The sequence below is a fragment of the Deinococcus aquatilis DSM 23025 genome (assembly GCF_000378445.1).
Classification (GTDB): Bacteria; Deinococcota; Deinococci; order Deinococcales; family Deinococcaceae; genus Deinococcus; species Deinococcus aquatilis.
On the sequence record NZ_KB899714.1, the window covers coordinates 1 to 11,779 of the forward strand.

An 11,779-nucleotide genomic window follows, 5' to 3' on the forward strand; every position below is an offset into this window, starting at 1 on the left:
CCAGAACATTCGGAAACACGGCGCGCTCATTCCACTCTTGAAAACGCTCGAAACAGGTGGATTTGGGCGGATAGTCCGGCCGGGGGAGTTGCGCCCACTGCGCACCAGTACGCAAAACCCATAGGATGCCTTCAAGCAGCTCTTGGTCACCCCGCCGCGGACGTCCGCGGCGGGTCTGCTTCTGAGGGGGAGGAAGGAGGGGGGCGAGGATGGCCCATTGCTCGTCCGTCAACCGCATTCATTCAGGATGCCAGTCGTCCTCGCCTCGCTACCGTAACCAATTTCCGGATGATCTCTAGAGCGGACAGGCAAAGAGACGGGCTACACGAGATGGAGGAGTGGCTTACTCAGGCGAGTATCGTCGTGAACGGACGCAGTTGACCACGCCACTCCTCTCTGTTCACGACAAGGGAGCCGCAAGCGGTGGCAATCAAGGTTGTGGCTGAATGAAGCGGAGTCCGTATGACTTTCCCCAGATGCTGCTCTGGCGCTGCGCCCCGCACTGCATTCTTCAACCCTAATTTTTGGGCACACACATCAAACACGGCTTAGGCACAAACTTTTTAAGGAGATTTCATGATCCTCAAAGACAGCAACGGCAATACTCTGCAAGACGGCGACAGCGTGATGGTCATCAAGGACCTGAAAGTCAAAGGGGGCACCGACCTCAAACGCGGCAAGACATTCAAGAGCATTCGCGTCACAGACAGTGAAGACAGCATCGAGGTGAAGGATGGACGGGGGACGCTGGTGCTGAAAACGATGTTTCTGAAGAAAGTCTAGCGGCGTTCTACACTCCTGGCGGCACACACGATAGAAACACCAGAGACAGCGTCCATGCGAAGACACTGTCTCTGATTTTTGAACTGTAAAAGCTGTATGAATGGGCGTTCAGGGGTACAGATCAAACCCGCTGTCGTTGAGCAGTTGCTCCAGTTTCTTCTTGGCGTCCTGAATCTGAGACATCTCTTCTGCCTCGAAATACACCTTGGTGGGGCGGCCCGGTCGGCTGCGGGCCAGATCCCACGTGACGCCGGACAGGTCGGCTTCTAGGTCAAACTGTTTGAGGGCAGCCTTGATGGCCTTTTCTGGCACCCCGGCATGAATAGCCATGTCGTCTTTGATCACCCTAACAACGTAGCAGAGACTTCGGCCCTGATTGCGAGGATGACGTTACACCCCACGGAAACAGATAGATTATTTTGTCAGTTTTCGTCGTTCCAGACGCCAAAAACTCGTCCCTTGCATCCAGTCGGCTCATGGCAAATCGGGCAAGCCAGAAGGACGCCCAGTGCGTCTCTTCCCCTCCCACAGAGTTGTCATCCCAGAGTAAAGCCGAATTCCTACACTGAAGGCATGTCTCTGACCACTGGCGACCTCGTTCCCGATTTCACCGCCCAAACTGACCAAGACCGGCCTTACCGTTTCACCCAGAACAGCGGCGGCTGGCGTGTCATCTTCTTTTTTCCCCGTGCCAACACCACCCACTGCCAGATGCAGGCGCGGCGCTATCAGGCACTCAGCGGCGAATTTGCGGCCCACGGCATAACGCTATCGGGCGTCAGCAGCGATACACGCAAACAGCAACTGGTCTTCCGGGATATCTGTAAAGTGGATTTTCCCCTGATTTCAGATACCGACCACACCGTGAGTCGTCTCTTTGGCGTGCTGGACGACCTGTTGCCCGGAGAAGAAGTGCAGATGGCAAGGCGCGAAACCTTTCTGATCGATCCGCAGGGCCGGATTGCCCAGCACTGGAACGGGGTTGACCCAGCCACCGACGCGGCGACAGTACTGGAAGAGGTAAAGCGCAGAGGGGTATAGAACCTGTGCAGGAGCCAGACAAAGAAGAGAGACAGCGTATGAATGGCTGTCTCTCTTTTCTGATGATGACCCGGTTACACCAACAGGGAGCCTGAAACCTTACTTCTCAACTGAGAGCGAAAGCATCTCGTTGTCGTCCACGCCGTTACCAGTGAACTTAAGGTCGGCAATTTTGCTGCCCAGTTCGGCGTCTTGGTCAGCGGTCACTTTCAGAACGACCCGCACGATTTCCGAGTAATTGACTTCGACACTGGCAGCCTTTTCTTTGGTACGGCTAATGTCTTTGAGCAGGCCCGCTTGAACAAGCTGGACATTCACGCCTTTGGGGAGGTCAGAGGCCGTCATTTTTAGCCAATCGGCACGGTTTTCGGCGGAAGAGATCTCACCCGTAGTTCCACGCTTATCAAAATCAATGACAACTGCATCGAACAAGCTGTCGCTGACTCCCAGCATGCCCCTGGGATATTTGACCTGCACAAACACGGTCTGGCCGGGGGCCACACGAACTGCCGAGAACGGAGTTGTCAGCAAGATAGGGTTGTAAGCCTGAGTGCCCATCATCGTGGGAGCGCAGGAAGCGAGCAGGGCGGGAAGAGCCAGGGCAAACAGGAACTTTTTCACGCTCGGTATTTTAGACGAGAATGAAGCTTTGGTGGGGAAGAAATGAGGAAAATGGGCCAATGGGCTTAGACGGGCAGGCCATCTGGTGCCTCAGGCAGGAAGGGTGCAGCGGCCTCAAAGCCCTCTAGCGCACCGGGAATCAGTGCCCAGTCGTCGTCTTCCTTGCGGGTCAGACCCTGCAACACCATGCGGTTCAGTTCAGCTTCCACCCGTTGCCCTACCCGGCGCAGGGGCATGTCTGCAACGCCTTCTACGCCGCGCCAAGCCAAAAAAGCCCGGTGAAACTCGGGCAAAGAATCCAGACCCACACGGGTTTCCAGGTCACGCCAGCGCAGTTCGGGGGCAGTCATGCCGTCTGTTCTAGCCTACCCACGCTGCGGCTGCAATGGGGCAAAAGCTGATGCTTGTGCAGCCTATCCCGGTCCGGGCGCTTTACAATGGCTCCATGACGGACGCGCCTGACCCGCCCCTGCCTTCTGCCCTGCCCGCAGACCTCACCCGGCATCTGGAGTCGCTGGGCGGGCAATTGGTGTGGCGCATGGGCAAGGACGACGTAAGTGACGAGATCGTAGTGCGGCTGGGCTTTGCCTCGGCCACGCCGCGCTTTGCCCACCTGCCCCGCCTGCGCAGTGCCAACGACACCGAACTGCAAGACGCCATGCAGGCGGGCCGCGTGGTCATCGAGTGGGTCGATTGAACCTGCCGACCCTATCGTTGGAACGCAACGCATGATTCTGGAAGCCCAGCAGAGTTTTGCCCTCCCCCACCCACACGGACAGGCGGCGGCGCTGGCCTTTGTGCGCGATCCGGCGCTGGCCCTGTCGCGGGTGCGCTTTTTGCGCGGTCTGGAGGGCAACCCTGAGGGCGTGCGCGGAGAACTGATCGTGCCTGTGCCTGTCTTGGGCGAGGTGGATTTGCCCTTTTTCAGCCTGCTGCACCTCGTACCGGACGGGGCAACGCTGACGCCGCAGCCTATTACGGGCGAGCGGGCCTGGGTGGAGGTCAGCGGCACGGCCTCGGCAGATGGCGCGGGCCTGATCACCTTCCACTTTCATTTTGTGGCCCACCTCGCTACGCCCGAAGCTGAGGGCTGGGGCGGCGCAGCCTTTGAGAAAATGGTGCGGGCGGCGGCTGGGCGCACGCTGGAGCGGGTGGCGCGGGAATTGCCGCAGGGCATCGGGGCGGCCTTGGCAGCGCAGGCCGAAGCCCAGTAACGTCCCGCATCCCTGACCTCCTGCAATCCACCGCGCCTACCTGAAATTCGTCCCTGTTCTGACCCCCGACCTTGCGTTACCCTGCAGGGCGTCTGGTCTGCCACCGTGCGGGCCGGGCCGGGCGGGGCCGCAGGCGACATCCTCTCCAGGTAGTTTCCTCAGTTCTGTGAGACGCACCCCCGCCCCGCCAGGAGAACGTATGCGGAAGTTTTACACGTCGGAGTCGGTATCGGAAGGGCACCCGGACAAGCTGGCAGACTTTATTTCAGACTCGATTCTGGATGAGTTTCTGCGGCTGGAGCCGGAAAGTCGCGTGGCTGTGGAAACGCTGGTGACCACAGGCATGGCCGTCGTTGCGGGCGAGGTGCGGGCCACCACCGCGCACGTAGACATCCAGAAAACAGTGCGGGAGGCCGTGAAGCAGGTGGGCTACACCCGCGCCAACTACGGCTTCGATGCCGAGTACAGCGCCGTACTGGTCGCCATTCATGAGCAGTCGCCCGAAATTGCAGATGGAGTGGATCACTCCGAAGAATGGCGGGCCATGACGCCTGCTGAGCGTGCCCTGCCCCAGAACGCCTATTCGGAAGTGGGGGCCGGGGATCAGGGCCTGATGTTCGGCTACGCCACCGATGAAACGCCGGAGCTGATGCCGCTGCCGATTTCTCTGGCGCACAAGCTGACGCGGCGACTGGCCGAGTTAAGAAAGGCTGCCATTGCCGCGCAGACCCGGCAGGCCGAACTGCCCGAAGGCCAGAGCCTGAGCGACGCCGACACTGCCGCCCTGCACTTTGCCTACCTGCGTCCCGACGCCAAAGCACAGGTGACGGTGGTGCGTGACGGAGAGCCGCACGAGGCCACCGAAACGCTGGTAGACACCGTGGTGATCAGCACCCAGCACGACGAACACGTCTCGCAGGACCAGATCCGCATCGACATGATCGAACAGGTCATTCGCGCCGTGATTCCGGCGGAACTGCTAAACGGCGACACCAAGTTTTTCATCAATCCCAGTGGCCGTTTTGTGATCGGCGGGCCGCACGGCGACACCGGACTCACGGGCCGCAAAATTATCGTGGATACCTACGGCGGAGCGGTGCCCCACGGCGGCGGCGCATTCAGCGGCAAAGACCCCACCAAGGTGGACCGCAGCGCCGCCTATTACGCCCGCTTTGTCGCCAAAAATATCGTGGCGGCGGGGCTGGCGCGGCGGGCACTGGTGGAGGTGGCCTACGCGATTGGCCGCGCCCACCCGGTCAGCCTGCGCGTGGATACCTACGGCACCGGCACCGTCAGCGACGAGGCTCTGGCCGCGCTGGTGGCCGCCCACTTCGACGCCCGCCCGCAGGCCATCATTGCCGAACTGGATCTGCGCCGCCCCATCTACGCGCAAACCGCCGCCTACGGTCACTTTGGCCGCGACGGGTTCCCGTGGGAAGCGACCCACAAGGCCGGGGCGCTGAAAGCAGCAGCTCAGGCCGAAGTTGTGCTGGGCTAAGAACTGACCGACAAAGGGGCCAGAAGCTGGGGAATACCCGGTCTTCTGGCCCCTCTGTTGTTATGGGGTGGAGAGTAGAAATTAACTCTGGCCCACTGCCTTCCCTACCCCGCTGTCCCACCCTCGACCCGCAACTGGGTTTCCAGCTTTTCGGCCTCGCGTTCGGCGTATACGTCGGCGTGGATGCGGCGCAGGGCGTTGGCGCTGGCACGCGGCACCATCTCGCTGATGTCTCCGCCGTAGCTGGCGATTTCGCGCACCATGCTGCTGCTCACAAAGCTCCAGCGGGTCGCGGCCATGATGAATACAGTTTCCACCTCACCAATCTGCCGGTTCAGGTGCGCAATCTGGAGTTCGTATTCGTAGTCCGACACGGCCCGCAGACCGCGAATGATGATGCCTTTTTGCTGCTGGCGCATGTAATCCACCAGCAACCCACCAAAGCTGTCTACGCTGACATTGTCGAAGTGGGCGGTGGCCTCGCGCAAAATCTCCAGCCGTTCTTCGAGGCTGAACAGGTGGCGTCCGGTCTTGCGGGCGTTGTGCATCACGGTCACGGTCACGTGGTCGAAGATTTTGGCGGCCCGCGTCAGCACGTCCATATGGCCGCTGGTGATGGGGTCGAATGATCCGGGAAAAACGGCGTTCATGTGGTCTGGATGCTACCCGGTTCGGGCGCGTCGGTGTTCTCTGCGGCCACTTCCCCCTCTTCCTGTTCTGCCTCTTCCCGGCGCTCATAGATGGTCAGGATGTTGCTGCCGTAGTCGCGCTGCTCGCGGTCAAAGGCGGGATGGTCGGGAAGGTTGAGGGCCACGCGTTCCCAGCGGTCAGGGTGCTGGCAGATCAGCAGGCCGCCGGGAGCCACGATCTGGCCTTTCAGCAGCGAGGCCGCCAGCCGGGGAATATCCTGAGCATAGGGCGGGTCGCTGAACACCACATCAAAGCTTCCCAGCGCGGGCAGGAGGCTCTCGGCGTCCCCTTTCAGGATTCGTACCTTCAGCTGCGCGGCGCGGGCGTTCTCGTCCAGCGTACGTACGCCGCGCGGGTTCATTTCGATCAGCGTGACCGAATAACCCCGGCTGGCCGCCTCCAGACCGATTGCGCCGCTGCCACCATGCATATCCAAGAATCGGAGTCCGGGAGGCGGGCCAGCAGGCAGGCGCGACGCAAGCAGATCAAACAGGCTCTTGCGAATGCGGACATTGCTGGGCCGCGCTCCCTCGGGCACCTGCAATTCCCGGCCCTTGGCAACGCCGCCCAGAATACGCAGACTCATAAGTCAGACCGGCCAATAAAAATAGAAGCTGAAAACGTGTGGTTCATCCGTGCAGGGTAACGCAGCCGGAGCACAGGCACATGCCCAGCCAAAACAGGCCAGGCCAAAATGAGGGCGGCCCCCACCTGGAGAGCCGCCCTACAGATGAAGTCCTGAGGTTAGAGGCGAACGCCCGTGCAGGCCACGCCCGCATCGGCTGGCGTGCCGTCTGCACCCGTCGCGGTGTGAATGTTGAAGTAGGTAGCTGCCGTGACCACATTGGCCGCCACTTCGCCGTTGAGGGCGAGGTAACCGCTGCTGTCGGTCTTGCCCACGATCATGCTTGCCATGATGGGTGCGCCGCCGCTCTTGCAGGGATCGGCGCTGGCCGTGCCCTGAACGTGGTAGTGGGCCACGTAGTAGGTGTCGGCCTTGAGTCCCGTCACGCGGGCGGCAGTCATGACCATATCGCTGCGGCGCACGTTTACGCCGCCCACGGGGTTCAGGTCGGCGGCGGCAGGCTGCTTGCCCAGGGTGTAGTTGGTACCGACGCTCCGGTCGATCAGGCTGCAAGAAGACAGGGCGACAGCGGCAGCAGCAGAAAGCATCAGGATTCGTTTCATGGGTAGAACCTCCAGACCTCACCACACCACAGGGCAGTGTTTGGTTTGGTCTTCAGAATGTGACTTCATGCTGCAACGCTGCCGAGCTCGGCAAGAGTAGCCCCGCCCGCAAATTGAAGGGCAGGCCAAGCTGTCCTAAAGATTGGGCCAACATCAACCGAAAAAAGCGCCGGATGCACAGGGCAAACGGCGCTCATCTGAGCAGGCTCAATTCAGAACAATCTTCAGGGCAATTCGCCTTCAAATGCTTCGACATCATCAAGGTACTCGGTCATCCATGCTTTGAGGGCCGTTTTGGTGTACCCACCCGCAATGATCATGGTGGCATCGAGGTAATAGCTGCCTTCGTAGACATAGGCCTGCGTGTAGTAGTTGCTGTTCCACTCGTTGGCAACTTCACTGTCGATGCTGTCTTCGTCGTCGCTGTAATCCCAGTACATGCTGGCAGTGACGCGGGTGCAGACGTTGTTCTTGCAGTTGCTGAACCACATGTCGATGTCGTAATCGCCCGCCGTGACGCTGAGGCTGGGGTCTTCATCGGGATTGGCGGGGTTCACAGTGACCTTGTAACCCGCCTCGCGCAGAGCGGCGGCCACACTGGTGGGTGTGGCCGCCTGAACCTGACCAGTGCCGCCCACCGTGGGCGCAGCGGCTCCCCCGGCAGAGGCGACGCCGAGTGCAGAGGTGAGGAGAAGAGCGGCTGCCGACAGGAGCACCTTATTCACTGGCTTTGTCTTCATAGGGTCACATTACGGCATTTTTGCCGCCCCGTTGCCGCAGATGTCGGGGGTGTTGGGGGCCTCCTCTTCTGCTTTCCTTGCTACACGGCTCATCACACTCATGATTCACACGATAGGGTCTGTGCATTGTGAGGCATGACCCTGCTGCCCTCCGACCCACCCTCCGCATCGGTCCGCGAAACCACTCCATCGGCACCCAGTTCAGGCCGCACCCGCAAGCGCACCTTCGGCGTGTACATCGGCCGGTTCGAGCCGCCCCATCTGGCCCACCTGCTGGTAATGCAGGAGGCGCTGGAGAGCGTGCAGAAGCTGATCGTGGTGATCGGCAGCGCCGAGGCCGCCCGCAACACCAAAAATCCCTTTACGGCCTCCGAACGGGAAGCGGTGCTCACGGCCATGCTGGAAGAGGTCGGCATCAAGCGTTCACGGCTGCTGTTCGTGCATGTCCGGGACTATTTTTACAACGAGGGACTGTGGCTGGGAGCTGTACAGCGCGGCGTGCAGGCCCACACCCACGGCAGCAGCGACGTGGCCCTGATCGGTCATGTCAAGGATGAAAGCAGCTACTACCTGCGTTCCTTTCCCGCCTGGGAATTCATTCCGACCCATGTGGTCAGCCTGCTGAGTGCCACCGACGTTCGCAAAGCCTATTTTGAAGACCGCCTGGAAGACGTGCGCGGCATGGTTCCGCCCGCTGTCCACGCCTTTTTGGAAGCCTTCCGCGCCCTGCCCGAATATGCCGAATTGCAGGGGGAATACCAGTACTTGCAGGCCTACCGCGCCGCCTGGAAAGACGCCCCATTTGCCCCGGTGTTCGTGACCACCGACGCCGTGATCACGCGCAGCGGGCATGTGCTGGTGGTGCGGCGGGCAGGCTTACCAGGCCGGGGCCGCCTCGCCATGCCGGGCGGTTTTCTGGAACCCGGCGAAACCTTACTGCACTGCGCCGTGCGCGAGGCCCACGAGGAAACCGGCCTCAGCGAGAGCGTGAATCTGGCTGCATCCCTCCGCGCTCAGGCCGTCTTCGATTACCCGGACCGCAGCCAGCGCGGGCGCACCATCACGCACGCCTATCACTTCGATTTAGGTATCGGGCAATTGCCGGTGCTGCGGGCCGCCAGCGACGCCGCCGACGCCTTCTGGCTCCCGATGAGTGAGGCGCTGGCCCACCCGGAACTCTTTTTTGAAGACCACCACGCCATCATCGAGCACTTTTTGATGCGCGGTTAGAGCAATGACCCAACTTGGAGCCTCAGCAAACGAGACCTCTGACGCTCCCAGTAGCACTGCCATTCTTCCCGATGCTCTCTCAAATTCGCTCTCCCCCTTTGGACAACAAGCAACGTTTCTGACCAATGTTCCAGGGCAGCACTGAGCCGCGAACACCCGGCTTACTTGGGGAAGCATGGCGAATCCTACCGTCTGGCAACTCAGTCTCGATTCCATCAGCATCAGCGAAATCAGGCGCTGGCCTGAGCGGGCTGGGCCGCATTATCCGCACAGAGTGATTTTAAAAACCAGAGGTCAGGCGTGCGCCGTGCATGCTCTCACTGAGTTTTTGAATGCCAGTTGGCTACAGGACTCTGATCTGGATTTTTTGCCCCACCTGCTGAACCTGAACCGGGAAGGCGGCGGCGTGAATCTGCGCGAAGAAGGAACCGCCGTCAGGCACGGCGAGCGAATCCACATCTATCCAATGGCTGCACCTACGCCCAGCGCAGACGTCAACTACGCTGAATTTTGTGAAGTGGTGCGTCTGAATCTGCTGTATCTGCATCTGCGGCGGTTCTGGGTCGATGCCCCGCTCAGCCAGGCTCTGGAGGTGTGGGGCCTGCCCTACTACGAATCCGGGCGGGGCTTCCGGGTACGGCAAAGAGGATAGAAACAGGCTCCAAAAACTCACCGTTCTAATAATTATAGTTTTAGATTATGAGACAGCAAACCCACCTCTTTCCCATCCAAGGAGCCTGACCATGACTACACCACTGCACCTGCTGGCCGACGACAACCTGATTCTGGACACCGACAGCTACAAAAGCAGTCACTTTTTGCAGTATCCAGCAGGCACGACGCGGCTGTTTTCCTACCTCGAATCGCGCGGCGGGCGGTATCCGGTCACGCGCTTTTTTGGGCTGCAATACCTGCTGGACCGCTACCTGACGCGGCGCATCACGGCCCCGATGGTGGAAGAAGCCCGCGACCTGATCGAAGCGCACGGCGAACCCTTTCCCTACGACGGCTGGATGCGGGTGGTGAACGTACACGGCGGGCGACTGCCGCTGGAAATCCGGGCCGTGCCCGAAGGAACGCTGGTGCCGATTCACAACGTGCTGATGAGCGTGACCAACACCGACCCCGAATTGCCCTGGCTGGTGGGCTGGTTTGAAACGATGCTCATGCGGGTTTGGTATCCCACCACCGTTGCCACCCAGAGCTATCACATCCGCGAAATTATCCGCGCTGCACTGGAAGAAACCAGTGACCGCGCCGCCGAAGAACTGCCCTTCAAGCTGCACGATTTTGGCAGCCGGGGCGTCAGCAGCCGCGAAAGCGCGGGTCTGGGCGGCCTGGCACACCTGATCAACTTTCAGGGCAGCGATACGCTGGAAGCCCTGCGTGTGGCCCGCAATCACTACGGCGCAGACATGGCCGCCTTCAGCATTCCCGCCGCCGAACACAGCACCATCACGAGCTGGGGCAAGGAGCATGAGGTAGACGCCTACCGCAACATGATTCGGCAATTTGGCAAACCCGGCGGGCTGTATGCGGTGGTCAGCGACTCCTACGACCTGAAATACGCCATCAACGTGCACTGGGGCGAAACGCTGCGCCAGGAAGTGATCGACAGCGGCGCAACCCTGGTGGTGCGCCCAGACAGCGGCGAACCGCCCGCGATGGTGCGCCTTGCCGTGAATGCTCTGGCCGCCAAATTCGGCACCACCACCAATTCCAGGGGCTTCAAGGTGCTGAACCATGTGCGCGTGCTTCAGGGCGACGGCATCGACGAAGTGACCATCCGCCAGATTCTGCAAAACCTGGTGGTAGACGGCTACAGCGCCGAAAACGTGGCCTTTGGCATGGGCGGAGCCTTGCTGCAAAAGGTAGACCGCGACACCCAACGCTTTGCCTACAAAGCCAGCGCGGGCCTGATCGACGGCGAATACCGGGGCATCTACAAAGACCCCGTGACCGACCCCGGCAAACGCAGCAAAGACGGCGTGCTGGACCTGGTGCAGGAAAACGGACGCATGGTGACGAAGGCGTACAAGACCTTCGATACCGACTTCCCCGGCAGCCTGATGAGAACGGTGTACCGGGATGGGGAAATCTTGGTACGGGACACGCTGGATGAGGTTAGGGGACGGGCGTAATGAGTGAGACGGGGCTTCCTCTTCCAGAAGTCAAAATCACTTTGCGAGATGTCAAGACTGATTTGATCTCGGTCTGGGAGGAATATTTCCGGGATATTCCCAATGTTGAGATTGAGCATGGCGATATTTTCCGAACTCCAGCCGATGCCATTGTCAGTCCGGCCAACAGTTTTGGGTTTATGGATGGTGGAATTGATCTCGCCTACAGCAACCGCCTCGGCTGGCAGGTGTCTTTTCAGCTTCAGGACATTATTTTCGAGCAACACGACGGGGAACTTCCTGTCGGACAGGCGATCATGCTTCAGACGGGCGACTTTGAGTATCCGTGGCTGATCAGTGCGCCGACCATGCGTGTTCCCTCGTCCATCGTCCATACGCCGAATGCCTATCTGGCCTTCCGGGCTGTTCTCAGAGCGGTGCGCGAACACAACCGAACACAAGCAATGCCCATCCACAGTTTGCTTTGTCCGGGTCTAGGAACCGCCATAGGCCGCCTTCCCGTCGAGGTATGCGCCAAACAGATGAAGGCCGCCTACGACGTGGTGGTTCTGGGAAAGAAGCCCAAGTTTGGGCACTTCAGCGATGCTGTGGGCTGGCACAGTCAAATGATTCGAGGCGATCTATGACCCGCTC

At 60.3% G+C, this 11,779-nt stretch carries 17 protein-coding genes; 9 read left to right on the top strand and 8 right to left on the bottom strand.

Going from position 1 to position 11,779, the window contains the following annotated elements:
- Window positions 1-238 (bottom strand): transposase (locus F561_RS0112135; RefSeq protein WP_019010239.1); only part of this gene is annotated, 238 nt, incomplete at its 3' end.
- Between the two features lie 338 nt (window positions 239-576).
- Between F561_RS0112135 and F561_RS0112140 the strand changes: the two genes are divergently transcribed.
- Complete coding sequence (locus tag F561_RS0112140) at window positions 577-783, top strand: alkylphosphonate utilization protein (RefSeq protein ID WP_019010240.1); 207 nt, start codon at window positions 577-579, stop codon at window positions 781-783.
- Window positions 784-891: 108 nt separating this feature from the next.
- On the opposite strand, the gene F561_RS0112145 is transcribed toward F561_RS0112140, so the two are convergent.
- On the bottom strand, window positions 892-1,128 hold the full coding sequence (locus tag F561_RS0112145) for a hypothetical protein (RefSeq protein WP_019010241.1): 237 nt from the start codon (window positions 1,126-1,128) through the stop codon (window positions 892-894).
- A 228-nt stretch (window positions 1,129-1,356) separates the two neighbouring features.
- Here F561_RS0112145 and F561_RS0112150 point away from each other — a divergent pair, with 228 nt between their 5' ends.
- Window positions 1,357-1,824 (top strand): peroxiredoxin, encoded by a 468-nt coding sequence (locus tag F561_RS0112150; RefSeq protein ID WP_019010242.1) that lies wholly within the window; start codon window positions 1,357-1,359, stop codon window positions 1,822-1,824.
- 99 nt (window positions 1,825-1,923) lie between these two features.
- On the opposite strand, the gene F561_RS0112155 is transcribed toward F561_RS0112150, so the two are convergent.
- Together F561_RS0112155 and F561_RS0112160 are read right to left on the bottom strand one after the other, a co-directional pair.
- Window positions 1,924-2,445, bottom strand: coding sequence for a hypothetical protein (locus F561_RS0112155; protein WP_019010243.1), 522 nt, complete (start codon window positions 2,443-2,445; stop codon window positions 1,924-1,926).
- 65 nt (window positions 2,446-2,510) lie between these two features.
- Window positions 2,511-2,795 (bottom strand): hypothetical protein, encoded by a 285-nt coding sequence (locus F561_RS0112160; RefSeq protein ID WP_019010244.1) that lies wholly within the window; start codon window positions 2,793-2,795, stop codon window positions 2,511-2,513.
- A gap of 95 nt (window positions 2,796-2,890) precedes the next feature.
- Between F561_RS0112160 and F561_RS0112165 the strand changes: the two genes are divergently transcribed.
- From F561_RS0112165 to metK, 3 genes are all read left to right on the top strand, one after another.
- Window positions 2,891-3,142 carry a DUF3248 domain-containing protein gene (locus F561_RS0112165; protein ID WP_026298853.1) on the top strand — a complete coding sequence of 84 codons (252 nt, stop codon included), beginning with the start codon at window positions 2,891-2,893 and terminating at the stop codon, window positions 3,140-3,142.
- Window positions 3,143-3,173: 31 nt separating this feature from the next.
- A complete protein-coding gene (locus tag F561_RS0112170; RefSeq protein WP_019010246.1) occupies window positions 3,174-3,659 on the top strand; it encodes a DUF3809 domain-containing protein in 486 nt (161 codons plus the stop codon).
- Window positions 3,660-3,858: 199 nt separating this feature from the next.
- Window positions 3,859-5,157 carry a methionine adenosyltransferase gene (gene metK / locus F561_RS0112175; protein ID WP_019010247.1) on the top strand — a complete coding sequence of 433 codons (1,299 nt, stop codon included), beginning with the start codon at window positions 3,859-3,861 and terminating at the stop codon, window positions 5,155-5,157.
- Window positions 5,158-5,261: 104 nt separating this feature from the next.
- On the opposite strand, the gene coaD is transcribed toward metK, so the two are convergent.
- From coaD to F561_RS0112195, 4 genes are all read right to left on the bottom strand, one after another.
- Complete coding sequence (gene coaD / locus F561_RS0112180) at window positions 5,262-5,807, bottom strand: pantetheine-phosphate adenylyltransferase (RefSeq protein WP_019010248.1); 546 nt, start codon at window positions 5,805-5,807, stop codon at window positions 5,262-5,264.
- A complete protein-coding gene (locus tag F561_RS0112185; RefSeq protein ID WP_019010249.1) occupies window positions 5,804-6,433 on the bottom strand; it encodes an RsmD family RNA methyltransferase in 630 nt (209 codons plus the stop codon). The genes coaD and F561_RS0112185 overlap by 4 nt, the downstream gene beginning before the upstream one ends.
- Window positions 6,434-6,591: 158 nt before the next feature.
- Window positions 6,592-7,035, bottom strand: coding sequence for a hypothetical protein (locus F561_RS0112190; protein ID WP_019010250.1), 444 nt, complete (start codon window positions 7,033-7,035; stop codon window positions 6,592-6,594).
- Window positions 7,036-7,259: 224 nt separating this feature from the next.
- Window positions 7,260-7,775, bottom strand: coding sequence for a type III secretion system chaperone family protein (locus F561_RS0112195; RefSeq protein WP_019010251.1), 516 nt, complete (start codon window positions 7,773-7,775; stop codon window positions 7,260-7,262).
- A gap of 135 nt (window positions 7,776-7,910) precedes the next feature.
- On the opposite strand from F561_RS0112195, the gene F561_RS0112200 reads away from it, so the two are divergent.
- The 4 genes from F561_RS0112200 to F561_RS0112215 all read left to right on the top strand — a co-directional run bounded on the left by F561_RS0112200 (window position 7,911) and on the right by F561_RS0112215 (window position 11,772).
- Complete coding sequence (locus F561_RS0112200; protein ID WP_019010252.1) at window positions 7,911-9,005, top strand: bifunctional nicotinamide-nucleotide adenylyltransferase/Nudix hydroxylase; 1,095 nt, start codon at window positions 7,911-7,913, stop codon at window positions 9,003-9,005.
- 175 nt (window positions 9,006-9,180) lie between these two features.
- A complete protein-coding gene (locus F561_RS0112205) occupies window positions 9,181-9,657 on the top strand; it encodes a hypothetical protein (RefSeq protein ID WP_019010253.1) in 477 nt (158 codons plus the stop codon).
- A 91-nt stretch (window positions 9,658-9,748) separates the two neighbouring features.
- Window positions 9,749-11,146, top strand: a complete 1,398-nt coding sequence (locus F561_RS0112210; protein WP_019010254.1) for a nicotinate phosphoribosyltransferase — start codon at window positions 9,749-9,751, stop codon at window positions 11,144-11,146.
- Window positions 11,146-11,772 carry a macro domain-containing protein gene (locus F561_RS0112215; protein ID WP_019010255.1) on the top strand — a complete coding sequence of 209 codons (627 nt, stop codon included), beginning with the start codon at window positions 11,146-11,148 and terminating at the stop codon, window positions 11,770-11,772. The genes F561_RS0112210 and F561_RS0112215 overlap by 1 nt, the downstream gene beginning before the upstream one ends.
- The last annotated feature ends 7 nt before the right edge of the window (window positions 11,773-11,779 follow it).